General features: G+C 69.7%; 12 protein-coding genes and 1 tRNA gene. 8 read left to right on the top strand and 5 right to left on the bottom strand.

The window, feature by feature from the left end; all coding sequences use genetic code 11:
• Window positions 1-99 precede the first annotated feature (99 nt).
• Window positions 100-237: a hypothetical protein gene (locus tag BS80_RS41380; protein ID WP_157536756.1), complete on the bottom strand. Its 138-nt coding sequence runs from the start codon at window positions 235-237 to the stop codon at window positions 100-102.
• 58 nt (window positions 238-295) lie between these two features.
• Complete coding sequence (gene polA / locus BS80_RS34285; RefSeq protein ID WP_083975679.1) at window positions 296-2,971, bottom strand: DNA polymerase I; 2,676 nt, start codon at window positions 2,969-2,971, stop codon at window positions 296-298.
• Between the two features lie 235 nt (window positions 2,972-3,206).
• On the opposite strand from polA, the gene BS80_RS34290 reads away from it, so the two are divergent.
• The 6 genes from BS80_RS34290 to BS80_RS34315 all read left to right on the top strand — a co-directional run bounded on the left by BS80_RS34290 (window position 3,207) and on the right by BS80_RS34315 (window position 10,029).
• Entirely contained in the window at window positions 3,207-3,704 is a 498-nt protein-coding gene (locus BS80_RS34290) for a PaaI family thioesterase (RefSeq protein WP_083975681.1), read from the top strand.
• 617 nt (window positions 3,705-4,321) lie between these two features.
• Window positions 4,322-5,551, top strand: coding sequence for a branched-chain amino acid ABC transporter substrate-binding protein (locus BS80_RS34295; protein ID WP_051967579.1), 1,230 nt, complete (start codon window positions 4,322-4,324; stop codon window positions 5,549-5,551).
• Between the two features lie 132 nt (window positions 5,552-5,683).
• Window positions 5,684-6,613: a branched-chain amino acid ABC transporter permease gene (locus tag BS80_RS34300; protein ID WP_035805370.1), complete on the top strand. Its 930-nt coding sequence runs from the start codon at window positions 5,684-5,686 to the stop codon at window positions 6,611-6,613.
• A gap of 19 nt (window positions 6,614-6,632) precedes the next feature.
• Window positions 6,633-8,381: a branched-chain amino acid ABC transporter permease gene (locus tag BS80_RS34305; protein WP_083975683.1), complete on the top strand. Its 1,749-nt coding sequence runs from the start codon at window positions 6,633-6,635 to the stop codon at window positions 8,379-8,381.
• A 2-nt stretch (window positions 8,382-8,383) separates the two neighbouring features.
• A complete protein-coding gene (locus BS80_RS34310; protein ID WP_051967580.1) occupies window positions 8,384-9,313 on the top strand; it encodes an ABC transporter ATP-binding protein in 930 nt (309 codons plus the stop codon).
• A complete protein-coding gene (locus BS80_RS34315) occupies window positions 9,310-10,029 on the top strand; it encodes an ABC transporter ATP-binding protein (RefSeq protein ID WP_035805372.1) in 720 nt (239 codons plus the stop codon). The genes BS80_RS34310 and BS80_RS34315 overlap by 4 nt, the downstream gene beginning before the upstream one ends.
• A gap of 60 nt (window positions 10,030-10,089) precedes the next feature.
• On the opposite strand, the gene BS80_RS34320 is transcribed toward BS80_RS34315, so the two are convergent.
• Window positions 10,090-10,743 carry an ANTAR domain-containing response regulator gene (locus tag BS80_RS34320; RefSeq protein ID WP_035805374.1) on the bottom strand — a complete coding sequence of 218 codons (654 nt, stop codon included), beginning with the start codon at window positions 10,741-10,743 and terminating at the stop codon, window positions 10,090-10,092.
• Between the two features lie 100 nt (window positions 10,744-10,843).
• Here BS80_RS34320 and BS80_RS34325 point away from each other — a divergent pair.
• Both BS80_RS34325 and BS80_RS43955 read left to right on the top strand, forming a co-directional pair.
• Window positions 10,844-10,916: transfer RNA gene (locus tag BS80_RS34325), tRNA-Leu, on the top strand.
• A gap of 504 nt (window positions 10,917-11,420) precedes the next feature.
• The gene (locus tag BS80_RS43955) at window positions 11,421-11,807 is read left to right on the top strand and encodes a hypothetical protein (RefSeq protein ID WP_332262218.1); all 387 of its coding nucleotides are present in this window, start codon (window positions 11,421-11,423) and stop codon (window positions 11,805-11,807) included.
• 53 nt (window positions 11,808-11,860) lie between these two features.
• Here BS80_RS43955 and BS80_RS34335 read toward each other — a convergent pair whose 3' ends face one another.
• Window positions 11,861-13,255 (bottom strand): NAD(P)/FAD-dependent oxidoreductase, encoded by a 1,395-nt coding sequence (locus tag BS80_RS34335; RefSeq protein WP_035805379.1) that lies wholly within the window; start codon window positions 13,253-13,255, stop codon window positions 11,861-11,863.
• Between the two features lie 63 nt (window positions 13,256-13,318).
• The gene (locus BS80_RS34340; RefSeq protein WP_035805381.1) at window positions 13,319-13,669 is read right to left on the bottom strand and encodes a cupin domain-containing protein; all 351 of its coding nucleotides are present in this window, start codon (window positions 13,667-13,669) and stop codon (window positions 13,319-13,321) included.
• Between the last annotated feature and the right edge of the window lie 30 nt (window positions 13,670-13,699).

Here is a 13,699-nt window from a genome sequence, read left to right on the forward strand (position 1 = left end):
GGTTCAGCAACCTGCACCCCCGCCCGGTCATCCACGCCACCAGAGCCGCAGTCACCGCCCGCCCATGACCCCGGCGCCGAGGGATCGGGCCGCCTCCCGCTACGCCTGTATCCAAAGCTGAGGCCCGACCTTCGGGAAGTTCTCGAAGCTGCGCTCACTGCCGATCCCAGCAGCAGGCCGAGCGCCGGCGAACTCGCCCAGCAGCTCGGCGCCATTTAGTGAAATGGCTTCGGCCATCACCCCGCGATTCCTCGGGGTAATGGCCGAAGCGTGAGCACCACCAACCAACCACCGGTCAGTGGGCGGCGGACTCCCAGTTGGGGCCGACGCCGACGGAGACGTCGAGGGGGGCGCGCAGGGCGTAGGCGCCGGCCATCTGCTCGCGGACGATGGACTCGACCTGCTCGCGCTCGCCGGGGGCGAGTTCGAGGACGATTTCGTCGTGGACCTGGAGCAGCATCCGGGAGGTGAGCTTCGCCTCGGTGAGGGCGGCGTCCACGCGCAGCATCGCGATCTTGACGATGTCGGCGGCGGAGCCCTGGACGGGGGCGTTCAGCGCCATCCGCTCGGCCATCTCGCGGCGCTGGCGGTTGTCGCTGGTGAGGTCGGGCAGGTAGCGGCGGCGGCCGAGCAGGGTCTCGGTGTAGCCGGTGGCGCGGGCCTCCTCGACGACGCGGTGCAGGTACTCGCGGATGCCGCCGAAGCGCTCGAAGTAGGTGTCCATCAGGCCCTGCGCCTCGGCCGGCTTGATGGACAGCTGCTGGGAGAGGCCGAAGGCGGAGAGCCCGTACGCCAGGCCGTAGGACATCGCCTTGATCTTGCGGCGCATCTCCGCGTCCACCGCGTCGCGGGCGACGCCGAAGACCGAGGAGGCGACCGTGGTGTGCAGGTCCTCGCCGCTGGCGAAGGCCTCGATCAGCGCGGCGTCCTCGGAGAGGTGGGCCATGATCCGCAGTTCGATCTGCGAGTAGTCGGCCGTCAGCAGTGATTCGTACCCCTCGCCGACCACGAAGGCGCGGCGGATCAGCCGGCCCTCCTCGGTGCGCACGGGGATGTTCTGCAGGTTGGGGTCCTGCGAGGAGAGCCGGCCGGTGGCGGCGACCATCTGGTTGAAGGTGGTGTGGATGCGGCCCTGCGGCGAGACGGTCTTGAGCAGGCCCTCGACGGTGGTGCGCAGCTTGGCCTGGTCGCGGTGGCGCAGCAGGATGACCGGCAGCTCGTTGTCGGTCTGGGTGGCCAGCCAGGTCAGCGCGTCGGCGTCGGTGGTGTAGCCGGTCTTGATCTTCTTGGTCTTCGGCAGGGCCAGCTCGCCGAAGAGGATCTCCTGGAGCTGCTTGGGCGAACCGAGGTTGAAGGCATGACCGGCGGCGGCGTGTGCCTCCTCCACCACGCGCTGGATCTCGACCGCGAACTGGTTCTCCAGGGCGGTGAGATGGGCACGGTCGGCGGCGATGCCGGTGCGCTCCATCCGGGCCAGCAGGGCCGCGATGGGCAGCTCCATGTCGTGCAGCAGCTCGGCGGCGCCGACCTCGACGAGCCGGACGGCGAAGAGTTCGGCCAGGTCGAGGACGGTACGGGCCTGGACCATCAGGGCCCGGGCACCCGCGGCGTCGTCCTCCTCCTCGGCGCCGAAGGCCAGTTGGCCGCTCTCGGCGGCCGGCGCGGGGGTGAGCGAGCGGCCCAGGTACTCCTCGGCGAGCACCTCCAGGGTGAAGGTGCGCCGGCCGGGCTTCTCCAGGTAGGCGGCGAGCGCGGTGTCCGCGCTGACGCCCGCGATCTGCCAGCCCTGCTCGGCGAAGGCCCGCATCACCTGCTTGGCGATGTGCAGCGCCTTGGGGCGGTCGGGGTCGGCCAGCCAGGCGGCGAACGCCCGGTCGTCCTCCTCGGCGAGCTGGGACGGGTCGAACCAGACGGCGTCCTCGGCGCCGGCCAGCGCGACCTCCTGGACGCTGCCGCTGCCCAGGGCCCAGCTGTAGACGGCGGCGACCGCGACGGTGCCGGTGGCCGCGGCCAGCCAGGCGGCCAGCGCGCCGGGCTCGGTGAGGACCTCGCCCGCGACCTCGACGCCCGGGGACGCCTCGGCCTCGGCGGCCTGCGCCTCGCCGCCCACGTCGACGCCGAAGACCCGCTCGCGGAAGTTGGCGTTGCGGAACTCCAGCGCGTCCATCAGCTGGGCGACGGCCTCGCGGTCGAAGGCGGCGCGCTCCAGATCGTCGACGCCCAGCGGGAGTTCGACGTCACGCACCAGCTCGGTCAGCACCCGGTTGCGCTTGACCGAGTCGAGGTGCTCGCGCAGCTTCTCGCCGATCTTGCCCTTGACCTCGTCGGCGCGCGAGACCAACTCGTCGAACGAGCCGAACTGGTTGACCCACTTCGCCGCGGTCTTCTCGCCGACGCCGGGGATGCCGGGCAGGTTGTCGGACGGGTCGCCGCGCAGGGCCGCGAGGTCCGGGTACTGGCTGGGCGTCACGCCGTACTTCTCGGTCACCTTCTCCGGGGTGTAGCGGGTCAGCTCGGAGACGCCCTTGGTGGGGTAGAGGACGGTGACGTGCTCGGTCACCAGCTGGAGCGCGTCCCGGTCGCCGGTGACGATCAGCACGTCGAAGCCGGCCGCCTCGGCGGCGGTGGCCAGGGTGGCGATGATGTCGTCGGCCTCGAAGCCCTCCAGCGCCATCCGCGGCACCTTCATCGCGTCCAGCAGCTCGCCGATCAGGCCGATCTGGCTCTTGAACTCGTCGGGCGTCTTGGCGCGGTTGGCCTTGTAGTCGGGGAACTCCTCCGAGCGGAAGGTCTTGCGGGAGACGTCGAAGGCGACCGCGAGGTGCGTGGGCGCCTCGTCCCGCACCGTGTTGGAGACCATCGAGGCGAAGCCGTAGACGGCGTTGGTCGGCTGGCCGGTGGAGGTGTTGAAGTTCTCCACGGGCAGGGCGTAGAACGCCCGGTACGCCAGCGAATGGCCGTCGAGCAGCATCAGCCGGGGCCGCGCCCCCGACCGTCCGCCACTCTTCGCGCCCTGCACCGTACTCTGCGTAGCCACGTCAACGTCCGTTCCTGCCGACTCCACTGCACCGTCACTGAATCCTAGAGCCCGGCACCGACAACGGACGCCGCGACGCAGCTCCCCCGACCCCGCCCGGGCGCGCACCGGTCGTACGATCACGCAAGGCCACCGACCGCGGCCGACCCCCGACCCGCAGGAGACAGGCATGACCGAGGCGACCCCCACCGAGACCCCCGCCGAGACCCCCGCCGACACCGCGGCGGCGACGGTCCTGAACCTCCCGCAGGACGTCCTGGAGCACTTCGCGAAGCTGGGCGTCGAGCCGTCCACCTTCTCGGGTGGCGCGCTCGGCGAGAAGCTGGGCATCCGGATCGTCGAGGCCTCCGGGGACCGGGTGGTCGGCACCATGCCGGTGGAGGACAACCAGCAGCCGTACGGACTGCTGCACGGCGGCGCCTCGGCCGCGCTGGCCGAGACCCTCGGCTCGATCGGGGCGATGCTGCACGCGGGACCGGGCCGATACGCGGTCGGCGTGGACCTGAACGTCACCCACCACCGCTCGGCCACCTCGGGTCTGGTGACCGCCGTCGCCACCGCGGTCTTCAAGGGACGCACCGCCGCGACGTACGAGATCGCCATCACCGACGACACCGGCCGGCGGATCACCAGTTGCCGTCTGACCTGCGCACTGCGCGACCTGTAGGCCGCTGCGCGACGCCCTCGGCGACGAGCTGAATATCCGTCAGAAATACTACGAGCCCCCTTGTTTGACCACCGCCCAAGCTGGGCAGGTCCTGGCCGACAGGGGGGCCTTTCCATGCCCGGGGCACATGCGCGCCGACGAGCCGTTCGCACCCCCGTAACGCTGCGTAACACGTGGGCAATGAGCCGACGTGGTTGCCCCAGTACCGCGCAGCGACCGCCGAACGTGGGCGAGCGCCTCCCGAGCGAGCCTCGAATCCGGAATCCGGACGCCGGTGACCGGCGAACCCCTTGCGAACACTCTCATCCGACTATCGGACGGATTGCCCACTACCGCGCCACTCGCCCGCATTTACGGCCCGAAAGGGCAACGACCCCAGCGCCGCCAGGGATCCGCCATCCCGCCGAGTCCACCATGCGAGACGATCCGGTGCGGCACTCATAACAAGAGAATCACAGCACTCCCACACCCCTGCCAGAGGCGCCTCCAGCGCTCTAGAGTCACGCCCAGTCACCGCGCCACCGGATCGGGCTCATCCAGTTCGGGCATACCCCAGCGCGCGACGCGGCGCCGAGTCGGTCCCGACCCGGCGCCTCCCGACCTTGAAGGGGACCCTCGTGCGTCATCGTTCACTGCTCGTCCTGAGCATCGCCCTCACCGGAGCCCTCACCGTGACCGCCTGCGGCTCCCGCGGCGGCAGCAAGTCCGGTGGCGACAGCGCGTCCGGCACCACCGTCACCATCGGCGTCGACGCCCCGCTGTCCGGCCAGAACTCGGCCACCGGCCTCGGTATCCAGTACGGCGTCCAGATCGCCGTCGACGACGCCAACAAGAACAAGACCGTCCCCGGCGTCACCTTCAAGGTCAAGCCGCTGGACGACCAGGCGCAGCCGGCCACCGGCCAGCAGAACGCCACCTCGCTGGTCGCCGACAGCAGCGTGCTCGGCGTCGTCGGCCCGCTCAACTCCGGTGTCGCACAGTCGATGCAGCAGGTCTTCGAGACCGCCAACCTGGTCGAGATCTCGCCCTCGAACACCAACCCCGCGCTCACCCAGGGCCCGAACTGGGCGTCGGGCACCAAGGTCCGCGGCTACAAGACCTACTTCCGCACCGCCACCACCGACGCCCTCCAGGGCGCCTACGCCGCCCAGTACGCGACGGGCACCGCCAAGAAGAAGAACGCCTTCGTCGTCGACGACAAGCAGACCTACGGCGCCGGCCTGGCCGGCATCTTCAAGGACTCCTTCACCAAGGACGGCGGCACCATCGCCGGCACCGACCACGTCTCCACCGGTGACAAGGACTTCTCCACCCTGGTCACCAAGATCAAGTCCTCCGGCGCCGACATGCTCTACTACGGCGGCCAGTACGACGAGGCCTCGCTGCTCTCCAAGCAGCTCAAGGCCGCCGGCGACGCCATCCCGCTGATGGGCGGCGACGGCATCTTCTCCGCCACCTACGTCTCGGTCGGCGGCGCCGGCACCGAGGGCGACCTCTCCACCTCGGTCGGCTCGCCGGTCGACGGCCTGGCCACCGCCCAGGACTTCATCGCCAAGTACAAGGCCGCCAAGTACCCCGGCGACTACGGCACCTACGGCGGCTACTCCTACGACGCCGCCACCGCCATCATCAAGGCCGTCGCCAGCGTCGCCGCCGCCAACGGCGGCAAGATCCCGTCCGACGCCCGCGCCAAGATCGTCGACGGCGTCCAGAAGGCCGACTTCGACGGCATCGCCGGCCACGTCTCCTTCGACGAGTTCGGTGACACCACCAACAAGCAGCTGACCGTCTACCAGGTCACCGGCGGCAAGTGGGTCTCCGTCAAGACCGGCGCCTTCACCGGCTGACGGAGTCAGAGCGCACCACCGCACCACCAGGCCGCGCGCGCACACCAAGGCGCGCGCGGCCGCTCCGTCCCCCCACCCCACGAGACGCCACGCTCTCCACAGCGACCTCTCCACAGCGACATGGAGGCTGCGGTGCACACCCTGCCGCAACAACTCGCCAACGGGCTGTTCCTAGGCTCGACCTACGGTCTCATCGCCATCGGCTACACGATGGTCTACGGGATCGTGCAGCTCATCAACTTCGCCCACGGCGAGATCTTCATGACCGGAGGATTCGGCGCTCTCACCGTCTACCTGGTCCTGCCACACGGCACCTCGCTCTGGCTGGCCCTGCCGCTGATGCTGATCGGCGGCGCCGCGACCTCGGTCCTGATAGCCCTGGGCGCCGAACGCTTCGCCTACCGGCCGCTGCGCACAGCCCCCCGGCTCGCGCCACTGATCGCCGCCATCGGCCTCTCACTCGCGCTCCAGCAGGCCGTCCACAACCTCTACCCCAAGGCCACCAGCCCCCGGGTCTTCCCGCAGATCCCCAGCGGCCCCTGGCACCTGGCCAACATCGACATCCAGTCCGGCGACCTCTTCACGCTGATCGCAGCCCCGATCTGCATGGTCGTGCTGGCCCTGTTCGTCCGCAAGTCCCGCACCGGCCGCGCCATGCAGGCCACCGCCCAGGACCCGGACACCGCACAGCTGATGGGCATCGACACCAACCGCATCATCGCCACCGCCTTCGCCATCGGCGCCGTCTTCGCCGCCGTCGCCGCGATCTGCTACGGCCTGCGCTACGGCCAGGTCAGCTACGACATGGGCTTCGAAGCCGGCCTCAAGGCGTTCACCGCGGCCGTCCTCGGCGGCATCGGCAACATCTACGGCGCGATGCTCGGCGGGCTGGTCCTCGGCCTCGCCGAAGCCCTCGCCACCGCCTACATCTCCGACATCCCCGGCATGCAGCAGCTCGGCGGCCAGGCCTGGGCCCCGGTCTGGGCGTTCGTCCTGCTGATCCTCGTCCTGCTGCTGCGACCACAAGGACTACTCGGCGAACGTGTAGCGGACCGGGCCTGAGGACGGAGGAGAAGACACCATGAACAGCACACCGCTCGTCCCCCTCGTCAAGGTCGCCGCCGGCCGCCAACTGGCCCGCCTGGAAGGCTCCGTGCCGCTTCCCGTGGCCCGCGCGCTGACCGCCGGCGGCGCCGTCCTCACCATCGCCTCGGCCTTCCTCTCCTGGACCTGGACCCCGGACTTCCCCGGCGACCTCACCGTCAGCGGCTACCCCGGCGGCCTGCAGTGGCTCACCGTCACCGCCGGCCTGCTGCTCCTCCTCCAGGCCCTGTCCGCGTACGACATCCGCGGCCTGCGCTGGCTCGCCCCCGCCGGACAGACCCGGGCGCTGCGCCTGCTGGCCGTCGGCGCCCTCGCCATCACCTGGTTCACCCTCGGCGCGATCGCCGAGGAGCTCGGCGGCCTCGCCAACCTCACCGCGGGCGGCTGGGTGGCCGGCATCGCCGTCCTGCCCGCGCTGTACGGCACCCGCGCCCTGCCCGCCGACGAACGCCCGGCCGCCCGGCCCGCGACCACGCCCGCCTGGCAGGAACGGCTGGTCGTCACCGCGATCGCCGCGATCGGCCTGGGCGTCTTCACCTACGGCATCGACACCTCCTACGGCGAGCTGTTCGAGGGCTTCCTGATCACCGTCGCGTTCAGCGCCACCGCCTTCTTCCGCTCCGGCCTGTTCGAGCGGATCTCCGCGCTGCTCACCCGGCAGAAGCCGTTCGCGATGGCCGCCGCCTTCGCGGCCGCCGCGCTGTTCCCGCTGACCCAGAGCGACGACCACAACGCCAACGTCGGCGTGAACATCCTGATCTTCGCCACCGTCGCGCTCGGCCTGAACATCGTGGTCGGCCTCACCGGCCTGCTCGACCTCGGCTACGTCGCCTTCCTCGGCGTCGGCGCCTACACCGCCGCCCTGGTCTCCGGCTCGCCGTACTCTCCGTTCCACACCCAGGTGCCGTTCTGGATCGCGGCGCTCCTCGGCGCCGGCGTCTCGCTGGTGTTCGGCGTGCTGATCGGCGCGCCCACCCTGCGGCTGCGCGGCGACTACCTCGCCATCGTCACCATCGGCTTCGGTGAGATCTTCCACATCGTGGTGCGCAACCTGGACGGCTCCTCCGGACCGAAGATCACCAACGGCCCGAACGGCATCCCGGCCATCCCCGACATCAGCATCTTCGGCCTCAACCTCGGCCAGGCCCACCAGCTGGGCTCGTTCACCATCGGGCGGTTCGCCAACTACTTCTTCCTGATGCTGATCGTGACGCTGATCGTGATCGCCGTCTTCAGCCGGGCCGGCAACTCCCGGATCGGCCGCGCCTGGATCGCCATCCGCGAGGACGAGACGGCCGCCGAGGCGATGGGCATCAACGGCTTCCGCACCAAGCTCACCGCCTTCGCGCTCGGCGCCTCGCTGGCCGGCCTGGCCGGCACCGTCAGCGCCCACGTCACCTACAACGTGGTGCCCGACCCGTACGTCTTCGCCGGCTCGGCGCCGCCCAACTCGGCCTTCCTGCTGGCCGCCGTCGTCCTCGGCGGCATGGGCACGGTCAGCGGCCCGCTGCTCGGCGCCTCGCTGCTTTACCTGATCCCCGAGAAGCTGGTCTTCCTGCGCGACTACCAGCTGCTCGCCTTCGGTGTCGCGCTGATCCTGCTGATGCGCTTCCGCCCCGAGGGCATCGTCGCCAACCGGCGCCGGCAGCTGGAGTTCCACGAGGCCGACATCCCCGCCCAGGGCGGCAGTGCCGACACCACCACCCTCAGCACGGCAGGGGCGTGACCATGACCAGCATCACCAAGACCGCCACCGCCGCGCCGCTGCTGGACGCCCGCGGGGTCACCATGCGGTTCGGCGGCCTGACCGCCGTCAACAACGTGGACCTGACGGTCAGCGAGGGCGAGATCATCGGTCTGATCGGCCCCAACGGCGCCGGCAAGACCACCTTCTTCAACTGCCTGACCGGCCTGTACGTCCCCACCGAGGGCACCGTCAGCTACCGCGACAAGGTCCTGCCGCCCAAGCCCCACCTGGTCACCCAGGCCGGTATCGCGCGCACCTTCCAGAACATCCGGCTCTTCTCCAACATGACCGTCCTGGAGAACGTCCTGGTCGGCCGGCACAGCCGCACCAAGGAAGGCCTGATCTCCGCGCTGGTCCGCGGCCCCGGCTACCGCCGGGCCGAGGCCGACAGCCGCGAGAAGGCCATGGAGCTGCTCGCCTTCACCGGCCTGGACAACAAGGCCGACCACCTGGCCCGCAACCTCCCCTACGGCGAGCAGCGCAAGCTGGAGATCGCCCGCGCGCTGGCCAGCGAGCCCGGCCTGCTGCTGCTGGACGAGCCGACCGCCGGCATGAACCCGCAGGAGACCCGGGCCGCCGAGGAACTCGTCTTCGCGATCCGGGACAAGGGCATCGCGATCCTGGTCATCGAGCACGACATGCGGTTCATCTTCAACCTCTGCGACCGCACGGCCGTGCTGGTGCAGGGGCAGAAGATCGTCGAGGGCGACAAGGAGACGGTCCAGGGCGACGAGCGGGTGATCACCGCTTACCTCGGCGCTCCGCTGGAAAGCGAACCCGCCACCGACGCCGCCGACTCCACCGACGTTGCCGACGCCACCGATTCTGCCGACGCCGCCGACGCCACCGAGCCCGACGCAATCGAGCCCGACGCGACCGAGCCCGGCGAGACCACGGAGACCTCCGCATGAGCACCGCACTCCTGGAGGTCACCGACCTCCGCGTCGCCTACGGCAAGATCGAAGCCGTCAAGGGCATCAGCTTCACCGTCAACCAGGGCGAGGTCACCACCCTGATCGGCACCAACGGCGCCGGCAAGACCACCACCCTGCGCACCCTGTCCGGCCTGCTCAAGCCCACCGCCGGGACGATCCTCTTCGACGGCCAGGCACTGAACACCGTCCCCGCGCACAAGATCGTCGCGCTGGGTCTGGCCCACTCCCCCGAGGGCCGGCACATCTTCCCGCGGATGACCATCGAGGAGAACCTCCTCCTCGGCGCCTTCCTGCGCAAGGACGCCCCCGGCATCACCGAGGACGTCGAGCGCGCCTACGCGCTCTTCCCGATCCTCGGCGAGCGCAGGAAGCAGGCCGCGGGCACCCTGTCCGGCGGCGAGCAGCAGATGCTCGCGATGGGACGGGCGCTGATGTCGCGTCCGAAGCTGCTGATGCTCGACGAGCCGTCCATGGGCCTGTCGCCGATCATGATGCAGAAGATCATGGCCACCATCGTGGAACTCAAGGCCAACGGCACCACCATCCTGCTCGTCGAGCAGAACGCCCAGGCGGCGCTCTCGCTCTCCGACCAGGGGTACGTCATGCAGACCGGCCAGATCGTGCTGACCGGGACGGGCGCGGAACTGCTCACCGACGAGTCGGTGCGCAAGTCCTACCTCGGCGAGGACTGACCACACACACGGGAGGGGGCCGGCCACGCGTCCGTGGCCGGCCCCCTGTCGTTCTTCCCGTTACTCGGCGGCGTCGGCGGCCTTCTTGGCGTCCTGCGCGACGCCCTCCTCGATCACGGCCTCCGCGACGGCGGCCATGGTCATCCGGCGGTCCATCGAGGTCTTCTGGATCCAGCGGAACGCGGCGGGCTCGTTCAGCCCGAACTTCGTCTGCAGCACGCTCTTCGCCCGGTCCACCAGCTTGCGCGTCTCCAGCCGCTGGGTGAGGTCGGCGATCTCCTCCTCCAGCGTCCGCATCTCGGTGTAGCGGGAGACCGCCATCTCGATCGCGGGCACCAGGTCGCTCTTGGAGAACGGCTTCACGATGTAGGCCATCGCCCCGGCATCGCGCGCCCGGTCCACCAGCTCACGCTGCGAGAAGGCGGTCAGCATCAGGACGGGCGCCAAGTGCGCGTCATGGATCTGCTCGGCGGCGGACAGGCCGTCCAGGATCGGCATCTTCACGTCGAGGATCGCCAGGTCGGGACGGAGCTCCTGCACCAGCCGCACCGCCGTCTCCCCGTCTCCGGCCTCACCGACGACGGTGTAGCCCTCCTCTTCGAGCATCTCCTTCAGGTCGAGACGGATCAGCGCCTCGTCCTCGGCGATGACAATTCGGGTGATCTGGGTCAAGTCGGTCTCAAGCGCCTGGGGCTGCTCGTCGGCGGTGCTCACGGGGCTCCTCGTTCCGGCGGGGTACTGCATGCATGAGGGTACCTAGACCCTGTATGTTTAGGTCACTCAGGGTCGGGGGAAACCTTCGATTCCGAAGCATGCCCCGGTAGCCCAGCGGTAGAGGCAGTGGTCTCAAACACCATCCAGCGTGGGTTCGAATCCCACCCGGGGTACCTTTCCTTCGATTCGAAGGTATAAGGGCAGCGTATTGGTTGGCGATCTTCATCATTTCAGGTGGGGATCCCACCAAGTCCGCACGCAAAAGCCCTTCACTGCGGATCGTTCGATCCATGTACGACATGGACACACGGCGACGCGCCGTTGCACTCCACAGCTCCGGCCTGACCCTCAGTGAGGTAAGCCGAGCCACCGGGATCTCGCGGTACTCCGTCCGCGAGTGGACGATGAGAATCACCCGGCGTCCCTCAATGACGGCGGAATGCCCGGTCGGCTCGGGATGCCTCCACCCGGATCGACCGGAGGACACTTATGCCTACCTTCTCGGCCTCTATCTCGGCGACGGATGCCTCAGCCCCGGTCGCAAGAACGTCTACGCACTGCGCATTGCGTGCGGGAACGCGTGGCCCGACCTCATCGAGGAGTGCGCGCGAGCAATGAAGGCAGTCATGCCGACCAACAGTGTGTGCCGGGTACCGGCACCTGGCTGTACGTCAGTAGTGAGCACCAGCAAGCACTGGCCCTGCCTCTTCCCCCAGCACGGCCCCGGCAAGAAGCACGAGCGCCTGATAGCCCTGGCGCCCTGGCAGCAGGCGATCGTCGACTCGCACCCCTGGGAGCTGCTGCGCGGGCTGATCCACTCAGACGGGTGTCGGATCGTCAACTGGGCTACTCGGAGCGTCAAGGACGAGATCAAGCGCCACGAGTACCCGCGGTACTTCTTCACCAACACGTCCACCGACATCATCCGCATCTTCACCGACACGCTCGATGCCGTCGGCGTGGAGTGGAAGGCCACGCCGCGAACGGCCGGCGGGGTCAACGTCTCCGTCGCCCGACGCGCCTCCGTCGCGCTCATGGACGAGCACATCGGGCCCAAAAGCTGACTGACCCGGCGCCAGGGCACGCCGGGTCAGTCAGCAGTCCAGCTCGACCATGCTCAGCTGTCGAAGCCCAACCCCAGCCGGTCCAGCGTCTTCAGCCACAGGTTGCGGCGCCCCGCGTTGTGGTCGGCGCGGTCGAGCGACCACTTGGTCAGCTCGATGCCCGCCCAGCGCACCGGCTCCGGGGGGAACGGGAGCGGCTTGCGGCGGACCATCTCCAGGGCCGTGCGCTCGGTCTGCTCGCCGCCGAGCAGGTCGAGCATCACCTCCGCCCCGAAGCGGGTGGCGCCGACGCCGAGGCCGGTGTAGCCGGCCGCGTAGGCGACCTTGCCCTGGTAGGCGGTGTCGAAGAACGCCGAGAACCGGGTGCAGGTGTCGATCGCGCCGCCCCAGGCGTGGGTGAAGCGCAGGCCCTCCAGCTGGGGGAAGGTCTGGAAGAAGTGCGTGGCCAGCGTGCGGTTGGTCTGCGGGCGCTGGTCGTACTCGGCGCGGACCTTGCCGCCGAAGTTGTAGATGGCGTCGTAGCCGCCCCACAGGATCCGGTTGTCGGCCGAGAGCCGGTAGTAGTGGAACTGGTTGGCGCTGTCGCCCAGCCCCTGCCGGTTCTGCCAGCCGATCGAGGCGAGCTGCTCGGCGCTCAAAGGCTCGGTCATCAGCGCGTAGTCGTAGACCGGCACGACGTACGGGCGGACCCGGCGCACCAGCGAGGGGAAGACGTTCGTGCCGAGCGCGACCCGGCGGGCGAAGACCCGTCCGTACGTCGTCCGCACGGCCATCCCGGTGCCGGACTCGGCGATGTCGGTGGCGACGGTGTGCTCGAAGATCCGCACGCCCTGGTCCAGGCAGGCCTGCTTGAGGCCCCAGGCGAGCTTGGCCGGGTTGACCATGGCGACGCCGTCCTTGTCCCAGAACCCGCCCAGGTACGTCGGCGAGTTGACCTGGGCGCGCATCGCGTCGGTGTCGAGCACCTCGCAGTCGGCGCCGAACTTCTTCGCCAGCTCGGCGAGTTCGTGCAGGTCGTTGAGCTGGTAGGGCTCGGTCGCGACGTCGATCTCGCCGGTGCGCTCCCAGTCGCAGTCGATGCCGTAGCGCCGGACGCTGTCCTCGATGGCCTGGAGGTTCTTGGCGCCGAGGTGCTCCAGGCGCTCCAGCTCGTCGGGCCAGCGGTCCAGGCCGTTGCCGAGCCCGTGGGTGAGGCTGGCCGCGCAGAAGCCGCCGTTGCGCCCGGAGGCCGCCCAGCCGACCTCCTTGCCCTCGATCAGGACGACGTCGAGCGAGGGGTCGCGCTCCTTGGCGATCAGGGCGGTCCACAGACCGCTGTAGCCGCCGCCGACCACCAGCAGGTCGCAGCGGGCGTCCCCCACCAGGGCGGAGTGGGCCTGCGGTCGCGCGGGGTCGTCCAGCCAGAACGGGGTGGGCTGGACGTCCTTGAGGGAGAGGACGGGATCCACGGGGTCGTACCTTCTTTGCGTGGGCGTGGGGGTTCGGTGCGGGGGCGCGCTGAGGCGGTGGGGTCAGCCCGACGACGTGATCACGTACGCCTTGCGGAGCGTCTCGTGCACCGTCCAGACCGTCCGGTCGCCCTCGTGCAGGACGGCGAGGTCGCCGGGGCCGACCTCCAGCGTGGGGCCGCCCTCGATCTCGACGGTGGCGCGGCCGCTGATCACCACGAACAGCTCGTCGGCCTCCGTGTCGGTGACCACGCCCGGGGTGATCTGCCAGATTCCGCGTGCCTGCCGGCCGTCCTCGGACTCCCAGAGCACCTTTCCGGTGACCTCGGGGGTGCCGGAGACGATCTGCGAGGGGTCCAGCGGCTCGGGTTCCAGAACGGCGTCGGGAATGTGCAGAGCGAAACTGTTGGTCATAACTGGACGCTATCCGCTCATACCGGCCCG

The sequence above is a fragment of the Kitasatospora mediocidica KCTC 9733 genome, assembly GCF_000744225.1.
Taxonomy (GTDB): domain Bacteria; phylum Actinomycetota; class Actinomycetes; order Streptomycetales; family Streptomycetaceae; genus Kitasatospora; species Kitasatospora mediocidica.

Bases quoted from the DNA above. Each gene is read 5' to 3' on its own strand.
- BS80_RS34340 (WP_035805381.1), bottom strand. From the start codon at position 13,669: ATGACCAACAGTTTCGCTCTGCACATTCCCGACGCCGTTCTGGAACCC.
- polA (WP_083975679.1), bottom strand. From the start codon at position 2,971: ATGCTGCTCGACGGCCATTCGCTGGCGTACCGGGCGTTCTACGCCCTG.
- BS80_RS34310 (WP_051967580.1), top strand. From the start codon at position 8,384: ATGACCAGCATCACCAAGACCGCCACCGCCGCGCCGCTGCTGGACGCC.
- BS80_RS41380 (WP_157536756.1), bottom strand. From the start codon at position 237: ATGGCCGAAGCCATTTCACTAAATGGCGCCGAGCTGCTGGGCGAGTTC.
- BS80_RS34315 (WP_035805372.1), top strand. From the start codon at position 9,310: ATGAGCACCGCACTCCTGGAGGTCACCGACCTCCGCGTCGCCTACGGC.
- BS80_RS34305 (WP_083975683.1), top strand. From the start codon at position 6,633: ATGAACAGCACACCGCTCGTCCCCCTCGTCAAGGTCGCCGCCGGCCGC.
- BS80_RS34290 (WP_083975681.1), top strand. From the start codon at position 3,207: ATGACCGAGGCGACCCCCACCGAGACCCCCGCCGAGACCCCCGCCGAC.